The following is a 14,395-nucleotide window of genomic DNA, read 5'->3' as shown; positions in this document are numbered from 1 at the left end:
GGCAACGACCCGTACCCGCCCCGCAGTTGTCGTCACGGCGCACCGGGCCACCCCGCCCGGTGCGCCGCCCCGCACCACGTCGACCGCACGAGACGGAGAGCCACCGGATGCAGTACGCAGTGGGGGCTCCGCTGCCACCGCCCCGCGGCCCACTTCACCCCCAAGGCGCCGGCATGACCATGAACTGGACGCCGCACCCCGGCCCGGTCCAGCCCCCCGGCGCGCCGCACACCCCCGCGGCCCCGCCCCCGCCTCCCGCCCCGCCGGCCCACCCCGCCCCGGGCCAGGGCTGGCACGCCCCCGCTCCGCAGCAGGCCCCGCCCGCCCCGCACAGCAACGACATCACCGGCCACGTCCAGCTGCCCCCCGGCGCCCCCGTCGCGCTGCCCAGCCCGCCGCCCGGCAACGCCGCCCCGGACGCCGCGCACGCCGCCGTCGCGGTGCTGCTGATCGGCCCGGCCGGCGCCGGCAAGACGAGCGTCGCCCGGCACTGGGCCGACAGCCGGCGGGTGCCGACCGCGCACATCAGCCTCGACGACGTCCGGGAGTGGGTCCGGTCCGGTTTCGCCGACCCGCAGGCCGGCTGGAACGACAACTCCGAGGCGCAGTACCGCCTGGCCCGCCGCACCTGCGGTTTCGCCGCGCGCAACTTCCTCGCCAACGGCATCTCCTGCATCCTCGACGACGCGGTGTTCCCGGACCGCCCGGTCGTCGGTCTCGGCGGCTGGAAGCGCCACGTCGGCCCCGGCCTGCTGCCGATCGTGCTGCTCCCGGGCCTGGAGGTCGTCCTGGAGCGCAACGCCCGCCGCAGCGGCAACCGCCGCCTCTCCGACGAGGAGGTGGCCCGCATCCACGGCCGGATGGCCGGCTGGTACGGCTCCGGGCTGCCGATCATCGACAACTCCCAGCACGACGTCGCCACCACGGTGCGGGCGCTCGACGAGGTCGTCGCCCGCAGCCTGGCCAGTCCACCCAGCTGGTAGCCGCCCCGTCCCCCGGCCGGCCGCCTCGAACGGCCGGCCCGGGAGAGCGGTCGTACGCTGACGGTATGTCCGAGTTGTACGCGGTCCGACGCACGCAGCTGCGCGACCGCTGCGCCGCAACCGGAAGCACCGCCGCACTGATCTCGCGCCCCGCCAACGTCCGCTACCTCACCGGCTGCGCCCCGCCCGGCGCGGCCCTGCTGCTGGGCCCCGGCGACGACGTCCTGGTCTGCGGCCGGCCGCTGACCGGCGATCCCACCGAGGGGCGCCCGTCCGACGACGTACGGGTCTCGGTGCTGCCCACCCGGGGCGGCGACCCCGTGGTGACCGCCGCCGGCCTGGCCGCCAAGGCGGGCGCACAAACCCTCGCGGTGGAGGAGCACCACCTCACCGTCACCCGGCACCGGGCGCTGTCCCAGATCACCCCGCGGATGCGCCTCGCCGACCTGGCCTGCGCCGTCGAGGCGCAGCGGCTGGTGAAGGACGACGACGAGATCGCCTGTCTGCGGATCGCCGCCGAGATCAGCGACCAGGCATTGGGCGAACTCCTGGAGTCGATCCTGGTCGGCCGCACCGAACGGCACCTCGCGCTCGAACTGGAACGCCGCCTGGTCGACCACGGAGCCGACGGACCGGCCTTCCCCACCTCGGTCGCCACCGGCCCGAACTCCGGGCGCGCCGGCCACCTGCCCACCGACCGCCGTGTCGAGGAGGGCGACTTCCTCACCGTCGGCCTGGGCGCCAACTACCGCGGCTACCGCTGCGAGATCGGCCGGACCTTCGTCATCGGCACCACCCCGGCGGACTGGCAGATCGACCTCTACGACCTGGTTTTCGCAGCCCAGAAGGCCGGCCGCGAGGCGCTGGCGCCGGGCGTGGAGTGCCACGACGTGGACCGGGTGACCCGCCAGATCCTGGAGCGCGCGGGCCACGGCGAGGGCCTCGGACCATGGACCGGTCACGGTGTCGGACTGGAAATCGACGAGGACCCTCAGTTGTCACCCGGCGCCATGGGTAAACTGGACGCTTGCGTGCCGGTCACCGTCGAGCCGGGGGTTCACATCCCGGGCCGTGGGGGTGTCCGGATCGACGACACCCTCGTCGTCCGCCCCGAGGCGGACGGCGGACCCGAGCTACTCACGATCACGACCAAGGAGCTGCTCGCCCTGTGAGCCACTGGGCTCGCTGTCGGCGGTTCCTCGGTTTCCACCACCTGCAGTCCAGGAGATTCCGCAACCGTGGCTTCCACGAACGACCTCAAGAACGGCATGGTGCTCAAGCTCGAAGGCGGCCAGCTCTGGTCCGTCGTCGAGTTCCAGCACGTCAAGCCCGGTAAGGGCCCGGCCTTCGTCCGTACCAAGCTCAAGCACGTGCTCTCCGGCAAGGTGGTGGACAAGACCTTCAACGCCGGCACCAAGGTCGAGACGGCGACCGTCGACAAGCGGGGCATGCAGTTCTCGTACATGGACGGCGACTACTTCGTCTTCATGGACATGGACACGTACGACCAGCTGCACATCGACCGCAAGACCGTCGGTGACGCCGCCAACTTCCTGCTCGAGGGCTTCGAGGCCGTCGTCGCGCAGAACGAGGGCCAGGTCCTCTACGTCGAGCTGCCGGCCGCCGTCGAGCTGGTCATCAAGGAGACCGAGCCGGGCCTCCAGGGCGACCGCTCCACCGGTGGCACCAAGCCCGCCACGCTGGAGACCGGCTACGAGATCCAGGTGCCGCTCTTCATCACCACCGGTGAGAAGATCAAGGTCGACACCCGTACCGGCGACTACCTCGGCCGGGTGAACAGCTAACCGTGGCTGCCCGCACCAAGGCCCGTAAGCGCGCCTTCCAGATCCTCTTCGAGGCCGACCAGCGCGGTGCCGACGTGCAGTCCGTGCTCGCGGACTGGATGCGCCACGCCCGGACCGACCCCCGCCAGCCCCCGGTGCACGAGTACACCCTGGAACTGGTCGAGGGGTACGCGGAGCACGTCGCCCGCATCGACGAGCTGATCTCCACCTACTCCGTGGACTGGGACCTGGACCGGATGCCGGCGGCCGACCGCTCCATCCTCCGGCTCGGGGCCTACGAACTGCTCTGGGTGGACGGCACGCCGGACGCGGTGGCGATCGACGAGGCCGTGCAGCTGGCCAAGGAGTTCTCCACGGACGACTCGCCGTCGTTCGTCAACGGCCTGCTCGCGCGGTTCAAGGAGCTCAAGCCCGGGCTGCGCCGGGAGGAGACCCGCTGATCCGGCCACGCGGCCGCTGACCGGCGGAAGTACCGAGGCACGGAACGGGCCCGGAGCGATGCACATCGCTCCGGGCCCGTCGTCGTCCGTCCCGGTCCTCGGCCGTGCGGCGGTCCAGCGGCCCGTCCACCGGCCTCTGGCCGCGGCACCGTCCCCCAACGCCGACCGCCGCCCCGGGCAGCCCGGAGCGGCGGTACGTTTCTGCGTGTGGAGCGCGGGCTTCGGGCCCGTCAGATCTCGTCGTGCTGCACGGCACGGCGGGCGTCCGCGTCCAGCACGCCCCAGCTGATCAGCTGCTCGGTGAGCACCGAGGGCGACTGGTCGTAGATCACCGCGAGGGTGCGGAGGTCGTCCTGACGGATCGAGAGGACCTTGCCGTTGTAGTCACCGCGCTGGCTCTGGATGGTGGCGGCGTAGCGCTGGAGCGGGCCGGCCTTCTCCTGCGGGACGTGGGCCAGACGCTCCAGGTCCAGCACGAGCTTCGGCGGCGGCTCGGCGGCGCCGCCCGGTGTGGTGCCCGGCAGCAGTTCCTGCACCGGCACGCCGTAGAAGTCCGCAAGCTCGGCGAGGCGCTGTACGGTCACGGCGCGGTCACCGCGCTCGTACGACCCCACGACGACGGCCTTCCAGCGGCCCTGGGACTTCTCCTCGACGCCGTGGAGAGAGAGGCCCTGCTGGGTACGGATGGCGCGGAGCTTGGCCCCGAGCTGTTTAGCGTATTCGCTGGACATAAAGCTCCCCAGACGGCTGTATCGACATGCGGCTCCGCCGCGTGGCTGGTAACTCACTGTGAGGTTACGCAGCGTAATCTGACTTCGTCAAGCCGAATGGGCCAGACCCTCACCCGTCAGGGGGGTGTGTGGGTCCCGAAGGGCCTCCTGATAGCCTGAACCCCGTAATTCCGACGTCCTTTAAAGTCCGTCCCGTGAGGCGGAGAAGGAGGTCCGTTTCGTATGGACGCACGTAGTTCCGCATCGGGGAATCAAGCTCCCGCCAGGCCGGTGCTCGAAGGCCCCGACATCGCGCGGATGCTGACCCGTATCGCTCACGAAATCGTCGAGCGCGCCAAGGGCGCCAACGACGTGGTGCTGCTGGGAATCCCCACCCGCGGTGTCTTCCTCGCCCGGCGACTGGCCGACAAGCTCGAAGAGATCACCGGCCGCGCCATTCCGGTCGGCTCGCTCGACATCACGATGTACCGCGACGACCTGCGCCTGGGCCCGGCCCGCACGCTGGCCCGCACCGAGATCCCCGCCGACGGCATCGAGGGCCGCCTCGTCCTCCTCGTCGACGACGTGCTCTTCTCCGGGCGCACCATCCGCGCCGCGCTGGACGCCCTGGGGGACATCGGTCGCCCGCGCGCCGTTCAGCTCGCCGTCCTGGTCGACCGCGGCCACCGCGAGTTGCCGATCCGCGCCGACTACGTGGGCAAGAACCTCCCCACGTCGCTGCGGGAGGCCGTCAAGGTCCAGTTGACCGAGGAGGACGGTCGCGACGCCGTGCTGCTCGGCATGCGCCCCGCGCCGTCCCGCCCCGGCTCCGAGGCCGGTCCCTCGGCGGCCTCGACGGTCGAGCCGACAGCCCCGGCCGGCGAGCGCTAGCGCACGCGCGTACGGACCCGGTGACCCCGGGCCCGCAGCCATGCCTGCTCAACGGGCATTCCCGTACACCTCCCTCACTCCCGGAGAAAACCGGATGAAGCGCCACCTCATCTCGGCCGCCGATCTCACGCGGGACGACGCCGTGCTCATCCTCGACACCGCCGAGGAAATGGCCCGGGTCGCCGACCGGCCGATCAAGAAACTGCCCGCCCTGCGCGGACGGACCGTCTGCAACCTGTTCTTCGAGGACTCGACCCGGACCCGGATCTCCTTCGAGGCCGCCGAGAAGCGGCTCTCCGCGGACGTCATCAACTTCGCCGCCAAGGGCTCCAGCGTCTCCAAGGGCGAATCGCTCAAGGACACCGCCCAGACCCTGGAGGCGATGGGCGTGGACGCCGTCGTCATCCGGCACGGCGCGTCCGGCGCCCCGTACCGGCTGGCCACCTCCGGCTGGATCGACGCGCCCGTGATCAACGCCGGTGACGGCACCCACCAGCACCCCACCCAGGCCCTGCTGGACGCCTTCACCATGCGGCGCCGGCTCGTCGGCCCGGACGCCGGGCTCGGCCGGGACCTCGACGGGAAGCGGATCACCCTCGTCGGCGACGTGCTGCACAGTCGCGTCGCCCGCTCCAACGTCGACCTCCTGCACACCCTGGGCGCCGAGGTCACCCTGGTCGCGCCGCCCACCCTGGTGCCGGTCGGCGTCGAGACCTGGCCGTGCGAGGTCTCCTACGACCTCGACAGCGTGCTGCCCAAGTCCGACGCCGTGATGATGCTGCGGGTGCAGCGCGAGCGGATGAACGCCGCCTTCTTCCCGACCGAGCGCGAGTACTCCCGGCGCTACGGCCTGGACGCCGACCGGATGTCCCGGATGCCCGGGCACGCCATCGTGATGCACCCCGGCCCGATGGTCCGCGGCATGGAGATCACCGCCGAGGTCGCCGACTCCGACCGCTGCACGGCCGTGGAACAGGTCGCCAACGGCGTCTCCGTCCGCATGGCCGTCCTCTACCTGCTGCTCGGCGGCAACGAGCCCGCCGTCACCCACCCCCGTACCGAGGAGAAGTAACACCATGAGCAAGATCCTGATCCGCGGTGCGAAGGTGCTCGGCGGCGCCCCGCAGGACGTGCTGATCGACGGGGAGTCCATCGAGGCGGTCGGCACCGACCTGTCGGCCGAGGGCGCCGAGGTCGTCGAGGCCGCCGGCAAGGTCCTGCTGCCGGGCCTGGTCGACCTCCACACCCACCTGCGCGAGCCCGGCCGGGAGGACTCCGAGACGGTCCTGACCGGTACCCGGGCGGCGGCCAGCGGCGGCTACACCGCGGTGTTCGCCATGGCCAACACCTTCCCGGTCGCCGACACCGCCGGCGTCGTCGAGCAGGTCTACCGGCTGGGCAAGGAGCACGGCTACTGCGACGTGCAGCCGATCGGTGCCGTCACCGTCGGGCTGGAGGGCAAGAAGCTCGCCGAGCTGGGCGCGATGCACGAGTCGGCGGCCGGCGTCACGGTCTTCTCCGACGACGGCAAGTGCGTCGACGACGCGGTGATCATGCGCCGGGCCCTGGAGTACGTGAAGGCGTTCGGCGGGGTCGTCGCCCAGCACGCCCAGGAGCCGCGGCTGACCGAGGGCGCCCAGATGAACGAGGGCGTCGTCTCGGCCGAGCTGGGGCTCGGCGGCTGGCCGGCGGTGGCCGAGGAGTCCATCATCGCCCGGGACGTGCTGCTCGCCGAGCACGTGGGCTCCCGGGTCCACATCTGCCACCTGTCGACCGCGGGCAGCGTCGAGATCGTCCGCTGGGCCAAGTCCCGCGGCATCGACGTGACCGCCGAGGTCACCCCGCACCACCTGCTCCTCACCGACGAACTGGTGCGCAGCTACAACCCGGTCTACAAGGTCAACCCGCCGCTGCGCACCGAGCGCGACGTGCTGGCGCTGCGCGAGGCCCTGGCCGACGGCACGATCGACATCGTCGCCACCGACCACGCCCCGCACCCGCACGAGGACAAGGACTGCGAGTGGGCCGCGGCGGCCATGGGCATGGTGGGCCTGGAGACCGCGCTGTCGGTCGTCCAGCACACCATGGTCGAGACCGGGCTGCTGGACTGGGCCGGCGTCGCCGACCGGATGTCCGCCGCCCCGGCGCGGATCGGGCAGCTGGCCGGCCACGGTCGCCCCGTCTCAGCCGGCGAGCCCGCCAACCTCACGCTGGTCGATTCCGCTTACCGTGGAGAGGTGGACCCCGCCGGTTTCGCCTCCCGCAGCCGCAACACCCCGTACGAGGGCCGTGAGCTGCCGGGACGCGTCACCCACACCTTCCTGCGGGGCCGCGCAACGCTCGTCGACGGGAACCTGGCGTGACTCCTTCACTCATCCACTTGGCTGCGGCACCGCACTCCGCCCCGGTCACCGACTGGGCCGGACGGATCGCCTGGGTGGTCGGTCTGCTGGTCTTCGTCGTCTTCGTCTACTGGCTGATGCGCCAGGGCTGGAAGTGGCGCGGCACCCTCCAGGGCGACCTGCCCGAGCTGCCGTCCGCCCCGGCCGACGCGGGCGAGGCCCGGCTGACCCTCAGCGGCCGCTACCACGGCTCGACCACCGCCGGGCAGTGGCTCGACCGGATCGTCGCCCGTGGTCTGGGCACCCGCAGCCGGGCCGAACTGGCCCTCAACGACCGGGGCCTGGACGTCGTACGGCCCGGCGCCACGGACTTCTTCGTACCGGCCGCCGCCCTGCGCGGCGCCCGCCTCGACAAGGGCATCGCCGGCAAGGTCCTGCCCGAGGGCGGCCTGCTGGTCGTCACCTGGGAACACGGCGGCAAGCAGATCGACTCCGGCTTCCGCTCCGACTGGGCGGCCGAGCACGCCGCCTGGGTCGAGGCCATCAACCAGCTCAGCAGCACCGAGCACACCACCGAGCACACCGAAACGGAAGGCGCACGATGACGACCTCCACCAAGGGGACCGCCAAAATCCCCGCCGTACTCGTCCTGGAGGACGGCCGCACCTTCCGCGGCCGTGCCTACGGGGCCGTGGGGGAGACCTTCGGCGAAGCGGTGTTCTCCACCGGCATGACCGGCTACCAGGAGACGCTGACCGACCCCTCGTACCACCGTCAGGTCGTCGTCATGACCGCCCCGCACGTCGGCAACACCGGCGTGAACGACGAGGACCCCGAGTCCGCGCGGATCTGGGTCGCCGGTTACGTCGTCCGCGACCCCGCCCGCGTCCCGTCCAACTGGCGCTCCCGCCGCTCCCTCGACGAGGAACTGCGCCACCAGGGCGTCGTCGGCATCAGCGGCGTCGACACCCGGGCGCTCACCCGCCACCTGCGCGAGCGCGGTGCGATGCGGGTCGGCATCTTCTCCGGCAACGCGCTGCCCGACGAGGGCACGATGCTCGCCGAGGTGCGCCAGCAGCCCGAGATGCAGGGCGCCGACCTCTCCGCACAGGTCGCCACCAAGGAGGCGTACGTCGTCCCGGCGATCGGCGCGAAGAAGTTCACCGTCGCCGCCGTCGACCTGGGCATCAAGGGCATGACCCCGCAGCGGATGGCCGAGCGCGGCATCGAGGTGCACGTCCTGCCGGCGACCGCGACCGCCGAGGACCTGTACGCGGTCCAGCCCGACGGCGTGTTCTTCTCCAACGGGCCGGGCGACCCGGCCACCGCCGACCACGCGGTCGGCGTGATGCGCGAGGTGCTCTCCCGAAAGACCCCGCTGTTCGGCATCTGCTTCGGCAACCAGATCCTGGGCCGGGCGCTGGGCTTCGGCACGTACAAGCTCAAGTACGGGCACCGCGGCATCAACCAGCCCGTGCAGGACCGGACGACCGGCAAGGTCGAGGTCACCGCGCACAACCACGGCTTCGCCGTGGACGCGCCCCTCGACAAGGTCTCCGACACCCCCTTCGGCCGCGCCGAGGTCTCCCACGTCTGCCTCAACGACGACGTGGTGGAGGGGCTCCAGCTCCTCGACCAGCCGGCGTTCAGCGTCCAGTACCACCCCGAGGCGGCCGCCGGCCCGCACGACGCCGCGTACCTCTTCGACCGCTTCGTCGAGCTCATGCGAGACAACAACCAGCACAGCGTTTCCCTGATGGAGGGCCAGCGTGCCTAAGCGCACCGATATCCAGTCCGTCCTGGTCATCGGCTCCGGCCCGATCGTCATCGGTCAGGCCGCCGAGTTCGACTACTCCGGCACCCAGGCTTGCCGGGTCCTCAAGTCCGAGGGCCTGCGCGTCATCCTGGTCAACTCCAACCCGGCCACGATCATGACCGACCCGGAGATCGCCGACGCGACGTACGTCGAGCCGATCACCCCGGAGTTCGTCGAGAAGATCATCGCCAAGGAGCGCCCCGACGCCCTGCTGCCGACCCTCGGCGGCCAGACGGCGCTCAACACCGCCATCTCGCTGGACGAGGCCGGCACCCTCGCCAAGTACGGCGTCGAGCTGATCGGCGCCAACGTCGAGGCGATCCACAAGGGCGAGGACCGCGACCAGTTCAAGGAGGTCGTCAAGGCGGTCAACGCCAAGATCGGCTACGGAGAGTCCGCCCGTTCGGTGATCTGCCACTCCATGGACGACGTCCTCGGGGGCGTCGAGGAGCTCGGCGGCTACCCGGTCGTCGTCCGCCCGTCCTTCACCATGGGCGGCGCCGGCTCCGGCTTCGCCCACGACGAGGAGGAGCTGCGCCGGATCGCCGGCCAGGGCCTGACGCTCTCGCCGACCACCGAGGTGCTCCTGGAGGAGTCCATCCTCGGCTGGAAGGAGTACGAGCTGGAGCTGATGCGCGACAAGCACGACAACGTCGTGGTGGTCTGCTCCATCGAGAACTTCGACCCGATGGGCGTGCACACCGGCGACTCGATCACCGTCGCCCCGTCGATGACCCTCACCGACCGCGAGTACCAGGTCCTGCGGGACATCGGCATCGCGGTGATCCGCGAGGTCGGGGTGGACACCGGCGGCTGCAACATCCAGTTCGCGGTCAACCCCGAGGACGGCCGGGTCATCGTCATCGAGATGAACCCCCGGGTCTCCCGCTCCTCCGCCCTGGCCTCCAAGGCCACTGGCTTCCCGATCGCGAAGATCGCCGCCAAGCTCGCCGTCGGTTACACCCTCGACGAGATCCCGAACGACATCACCCGGGAGACCCCGGCGTCGTTCGAGCCGACCCTCGACTACGTCGTCGTCAAGGTGCCGCGGTTCGCCTTCGAGAAGTTCCCGGCCGCCGACGCCACGCTGACCACCACCATGAAGTCGGTCGGCGAGGCGATGGCCATCGGCCGCAACTTCACCGAGGCGCTCAACAAGGCGCTGCGGTCGCTGGAGAAGAAGGGCAGCCAGTTCGCCTTCACCGGCGAGCCGGGCGACAAGGCCGAGCTGCTGGAGCGGGCCAAGGTCCCCACCGACGGGCGGATCAACACCGTCATGGCGGCGATCCGGGCCGGCGCCACCCCGCAGGAGGTCTTCGACGCCACGAAGATCGACCCGTGGTTCGTCGACCAGCTCTTCCTGATCAAGGAGACCGCGGACGAGATCGCGGCCGTCGACACGCTCGGACCCGACGTCCTTGCGGAAGCAAAGCGGCACGGCTTCTCCGACGCTCAGATCGCGGCCATCCGCGGCCTGCGCGAGGACGTCGTCCGCGAGGTCCGGCACGCGCTCGGCCTGCGCCCCGTCTACAAGACGGTCGACACCTGCGCGGCCGAATTCGCGGCGCGGACCCCGTACTTCTACTCGTCCTACGACGAGGAGAGCGAGGTCGCGTCCCGCGAGAAGCCCGCGGTGATCATCCTCGGCTCCGGCCCCAACCGCATCGGGCAGGGCATCGAGTTCGACTACTCCTGCGTCCACGCCTCGTTCGCGCTCAGCGACGCCGGCTACGAGACCGTGATGGTCAACTGCAACCCGGAGACCGTCTCCACCGACTACGACACCTCCGACCGCCTGTACTTCGAGCCGCTCACGCTCGAGGACGTGCTGGAGATCGTGCACGCCGAGTCCCAGGCGGGCCCGGTCGCCGGCGTCATCGTCCAGCTGGGCGGCCAGACCCCGCTGGGCCTGGCCCAGGCCCTCAAGGACAACGGCGTGCCGATCGTCGGCACCTCGCCCGAGGCGATCGACCTCGCCGAGGAGCGCGGCGCGTTCGGCCGGGTGCTGACCGAGGCCGGGCTGCCGGCCCCCAAGTACGGCACCGCCTTCTCCTTCGACGAGGCCAAGGACATCGCCGCCGAGATCGGCTACCCGGTCATGGTCCGCCCGTCCTACGTGCTGGGCGGCCGCGGCATGGAGATCGTCTACGACGAGCCCTCGCTGGCCGGGTACCTGGAGCGGCACGCCGGCCTGATCGAGCAGCACCCGGTCCTCATCGACCGCTTCCTCGACGACGCCATCGAGATCGACGTGGACGCCCTCTACGACGGCCACGAGCTCTACCTCGGCGGCGTCATGGAGCACATCGAGGAGGCCGGCATCCACTCCGGCGACTCCGCCTGCGCGCTGCCCCCGATCACCCTTGGCGGCTTCGACATCAAGCGGCTGCGCGCCTCCACCGAGGCCATCGCCAAGGGCGTCGGCGTCCGCGGACTGATCAACATCCAGTTCGCGATGGCCGGGGACATCCTCTACGTCCTCGAAGCCAACCCGCGCGCCTCGCGGACCGTGCCCTTCACCTCGAAGGCCACCGCGGTCCCGCTGGCCAAGGCCGCCGCCCGGATCTCGCTGGGCGCCACCATCGCCGAACTGCGCGCCGAGGGCATGCTGCCCAAGACCGGGGACGGCGGCACGCTGCCGCTGGACGCGCCGATCTCCGTCAAGGAGGCGGTCATGCCCTGGTCGCGCTTCCGGGACGCCTCGGGCCGCGGCGTGGACACCGTCCTCGGCCCGGAGATGCGCTCCACCGGCGAGGTCATGGGCATCGACTCGGTCTTCGGCACGGCGTACGCCAAGTCGCAGGCCGGCGCCTACGGGGCGCTGCCCACCAAGGGCCGCGCGTTCGTCTCCGTCGCCAACCGCGACAAGCGCTCGATGATCTTCCCGGCCCGCGAGCTGGTCGCCCACGGCTTCGAGCTGCTGGCCACCTCCGGCACCGCCGAGGTGCTGCGCCGCAACGGCATCAAGGCCACCGTGGTGCGCAAGCAGTCCGAGGGCGAGGGTCCGAACGGCGAGAAGACCATCGTCCAGCTGATCCACGACGGCCAGGTCGACCTGATCGTCAACACCCCCTACGGGACCGGCGGCCGGCTCGACGGCTACGACATCCGCACCGCCTCCGTGGCCCGCGGCATCCCCTGCCTGACGACGGTCCAGGCGCTGGCCGCCGCCGTCCAGGGCATCGAGGCGACGTCCCGCGGAGACGTCGGGGTGCGCTCCCTCCAGGAGCACGCCCGACATCTGACCTCGGCGCGCGAGGAGTAGGCCCGAGAGGGGGACACCGGTCGGTGTCCCCCTCTTCATGAGCCCACCGAACCCCTCCCGCAAAGGCCCGTCCACCATGTACCGCCTGTTCTTCCAGCTGATCTTCCAGCGCATGGACCCCGAGAAGGCCCACCACATGGCCTTCCGCTGGATCCGCCTGGCCGCGCGCACCCCGGTGCTGCGCACCCTCGTCGCGGCCGCCCTCGCCCCCCGCCACAAGGAGCTGCGCACCGAGGCCCTGGGCCGCCGGATGCACGGCCCGTTCGGCCTGGCCGCCGGCTTCGACAAGAACGCCGTCGCCATCGACGGCATGGCCATGCTCGGCTTCGACCACGTCGAGATCGGCACGGTCACCGCCCAGCCGCAGCCCGGCAACCCCAAGAAGCGGCTGTTCCGGCTGGTGCCGGACCGGGCGCTGATCAACCGCATGGGCTTCAACAACGACGGTTCGGCGGCGGTCGCCGCCCGGCTGGCCGCCCGCAACCCCGTCTTCCGGACCACGGTCGGCGTCAACATCGGCAAGACCAAGGTCGTGCCGGAGGCCGAGGCGGTCGCCGACTACGTCACCTCCACCGAGCGCCTGGCCCGGCACGCCGACTACCTGGTCGTCAACGTCTCCTCGCCGAACACGCCGGGGCTGCGCAACCTCCAGGCCACGGACCACCTGCGGCCGCTGCTCACCGCGGTCCGCGAGGCCGCCGACCGCACGGTGACCGACCGACGGGTCCCGCTACTGGTCAAGATCGCCCCCGACCTCGCCGACGAGGACGTGGACGCGGTCGCCGACCTCGCCCTGGAACTGGGCCTGGACGGCATCATCGCCACCAACACCACGATCGCCCGCGAGGGCCTGGGCCTGACCTGCGACCCGAAGCTGGTCGCCGAGACCGGCGGCCTGTCCGGCGCACCGCTCAAGGAGCGCTCCCTGGAGGTCCTGCGCCGCCTGTACGCCCGCGTCGGCGACCGGATCACCCTGATCGGCGTCGGCGGCATCGAGACGGCCGAGGACGCCTGGCAGCGCATCCTCGCCGGCGCCACCCTCGTCCAGGGCTACAGCGCCTTCATCTACCAGGGCCCGTTCTGGTGCCGGGCGATCCACAAGGGCCTCGCCGCGCGCCTGCACAACAGCCCGTACGCCACCCTCGCCGACGCGGTCGGTGCCGACCACAAGAAGGTGACCTCCTCGTGACTCCCACCCCCTTCGGTGCCCGGCTGCGCCGCGCCATGGACGAGCGCGGCCCGCTCTGCGTCGGCATCGACCCGCACGCCTCGCTGCTGGCCGACTGGGGCCTGAACGACGACGTGGCCGGCCTGGCGCGCTTCACCCGGACCGTGGTGGAGGCGCTCGGCGAGCAGGTCGCGGTCTTCAAGCCGCAGTCGGCCTTCTTCGAGCGGTTCGGCTCGCGCGGCATCGCCGTCCTGGAGACCGCCGTCGAGGAGGCGCGGGAGCGCGGTGCCCTGATCCTCATGGACGCCAAGCGCGGCGACATCGGTTCCACCATGGGCGCCTACGCCGAGGCGTTCCTGCGCCCGGACTCGCCGCTGTTCTCCGACGCGCTGACGGTCTCCCCCTACCTCGGGTTCGGCTCGTTGAAGCCCGCCGTGGAGCTGGCGCGGGAGAGCGGCGCCGGGCTCTTCGTGCTCGGCCTGACCTCGAACCCGGAGGGCGCGGAGGTCCAACGGGCGGTCCGCGAGGACGGCCGCACGGTCGCCGCCACCGTGCTCGGCCACCTCGCCGCCGAGAACGCCGGGGCCCAGCCGCTGGGATCCTTCGGCGCGGTCGTCGGCGCCACGCTCGGCGATCTCTCCGCCTTCGACCTGGCGATCAACGGCCCGCTGCTGGCCCCCGGCATCGGGGCGCAGGGCGCCACCCCCGCCGACCTGCCGACGGTCTTCGGCCGGGCGGTCCGCAACGTGGTGCCGAGCGTCAGTCGGGGAGTGCTCAAGCACGGACCGGACGCCGGCGCACTGCGCGCCGCGGCGGCCCGCTGTGCCGACGAAGTGCGTGCAGCGCTCACGTAACCCGGTCATTTGGTCCCGAAATGTCCTGGTCAGCTGAGTCTGACCAGGACTTTTCGTCTGTTCTCGCTGACTCCAGCGCCGTCGGCCGCTAGTCTCCGTCGAGAGCACCGCACGTAAGCGC

13 protein-coding genes are annotated in these 14,395 nt (G+C 71.5%); 12 read left to right on the top strand and 1 reads right to left on the bottom strand.

Annotated elements, in window-relative coordinates:
* Nucleotides 1–107: 107 nt before the first annotated feature.
* From ACJ6WD_RS23450 to nusB, 4 genes are all read left to right on the top strand, one after another.
* Nucleotides 108–983 (top strand): Pro-rich N-terminal domain-containing protein, encoded by an 876-nt coding sequence (locus ACJ6WD_RS23450; RefSeq protein WP_407616436.1) that lies wholly within the window; start codon nt 108–110, stop codon nt 981–983.
* Nucleotides 984–1,048: 65 nt separating this feature from the next.
* Nucleotides 1,049–2,155 carry an aminopeptidase P family protein gene (locus ACJ6WD_RS23445; RefSeq protein ID WP_016572351.1) on the top strand — a complete coding sequence of 369 codons (1,107 nt, stop codon included), beginning with the start codon at nt 1,049–1,051 and terminating at the stop codon, nt 2,153–2,155.
* Nucleotides 2,156–2,221: 66 nt separating this feature from the next.
* Nucleotides 2,222–2,788 carry an elongation factor P gene (gene efp, locus ACJ6WD_RS23440; RefSeq protein ID WP_016572352.1) on the top strand — a complete coding sequence of 189 codons (567 nt, stop codon included), beginning with the start codon at nt 2,222–2,224 and terminating at the stop codon, nt 2,786–2,788.
* 2 nt (nt 2,789–2,790) lie between these two features.
* Nucleotides 2,791–3,228 carry a transcription antitermination factor NusB gene (nusB, locus tag ACJ6WD_RS23435; protein WP_016572353.1) on the top strand — a complete coding sequence of 146 codons (438 nt, stop codon included), beginning with the start codon at nt 2,791–2,793 and terminating at the stop codon, nt 3,226–3,228.
* A 230-nt stretch (nt 3,229–3,458) separates the two neighbouring features.
* Here the strand turns inward: nusB and bldD are convergent, their stop codons facing one another.
* Complete coding sequence (bldD, locus tag ACJ6WD_RS23430) at nt 3,459–3,959, bottom strand: transcriptional regulator BldD (protein WP_016572354.1); 501 nt, start codon at nt 3,957–3,959, stop codon at nt 3,459–3,461.
* Between the two features lie 222 nt (nt 3,960–4,181).
* Between bldD and pyrR the strand changes: the two genes are divergently transcribed.
* From pyrR to pyrF, 8 genes are all read left to right on the top strand, one after another.
* Nucleotides 4,182–4,829 carry a bifunctional pyr operon transcriptional regulator/uracil phosphoribosyltransferase PyrR gene (gene pyrR, locus ACJ6WD_RS23425; RefSeq protein ID WP_331247225.1) on the top strand — a complete coding sequence of 216 codons (648 nt, stop codon included), beginning with the start codon at nt 4,182–4,184 and terminating at the stop codon, nt 4,827–4,829.
* A 94-nt stretch (nt 4,830–4,923) separates the two neighbouring features.
* Nucleotides 4,924–5,901: an aspartate carbamoyltransferase catalytic subunit gene (locus tag ACJ6WD_RS23420; RefSeq protein ID WP_016572356.1), complete on the top strand. Its 978-nt coding sequence runs from the start codon at nt 4,924–4,926 to the stop codon at nt 5,899–5,901.
* Nucleotides 5,902–5,905: 4 nt separating this feature from the next.
* Nucleotides 5,906–7,192, top strand: coding sequence for a dihydroorotase (locus tag ACJ6WD_RS23415; RefSeq protein WP_016572357.1), 1,287 nt, complete (start codon nt 5,906–5,908; stop codon nt 7,190–7,192).
* Nucleotides 7,189–7,776, top strand: a complete 588-nt coding sequence (locus ACJ6WD_RS23410; RefSeq protein ID WP_376445132.1) for a hypothetical protein — start codon at nt 7,189–7,191, stop codon at nt 7,774–7,776. The genes ACJ6WD_RS23415 and ACJ6WD_RS23410 overlap by 4 nt, the downstream gene beginning before the upstream one ends.
* Nucleotides 7,773–8,948 carry a glutamine-hydrolyzing carbamoyl-phosphate synthase small subunit gene (gene carA, locus ACJ6WD_RS23405; RefSeq protein ID WP_233659725.1) on the top strand — a complete coding sequence of 392 codons (1,176 nt, stop codon included), beginning with the start codon at nt 7,773–7,775 and terminating at the stop codon, nt 8,946–8,948. Before ACJ6WD_RS23410 ends, carA begins: the two co-directional genes overlap by 4 nt.
* Nucleotides 8,941–12,252 carry a carbamoyl-phosphate synthase large subunit gene (gene carB / locus ACJ6WD_RS23400; protein ID WP_233659726.1) on the top strand — a complete coding sequence of 1,104 codons (3,312 nt, stop codon included), beginning with the start codon at nt 8,941–8,943 and terminating at the stop codon, nt 12,250–12,252. Before carA ends, carB begins: the two co-directional genes overlap by 8 nt.
* 76 nt (nt 12,253–12,328) lie before the next feature.
* A complete protein-coding gene (locus ACJ6WD_RS23395; RefSeq protein WP_407616443.1) occupies nt 12,329–13,441 on the top strand; it encodes a quinone-dependent dihydroorotate dehydrogenase in 1,113 nt (370 codons plus the stop codon).
* A complete protein-coding gene (gene pyrF, locus ACJ6WD_RS23390) occupies nt 13,438–14,274 on the top strand; it encodes an orotidine-5'-phosphate decarboxylase (protein ID WP_331247224.1) in 837 nt (278 codons plus the stop codon). The genes ACJ6WD_RS23395 and pyrF overlap by 4 nt, the downstream gene beginning before the upstream one ends.
* Nucleotides 14,275–14,395: the final 121 nt, after the last annotated feature.

The sequence above is a fragment of the Streptomyces sp. VTCC 41912 genome (assembly GCF_045799175.1).
GTDB lineage: Bacteria > Actinomycetota > Actinomycetes > Streptomycetales > Streptomycetaceae > Streptomyces > Streptomyces albulus_C.
The sequence above is the reverse complement of the archived record's forward strand: the minus strand, read 5'-3'. Positions and strand labels throughout refer to the sequence as shown.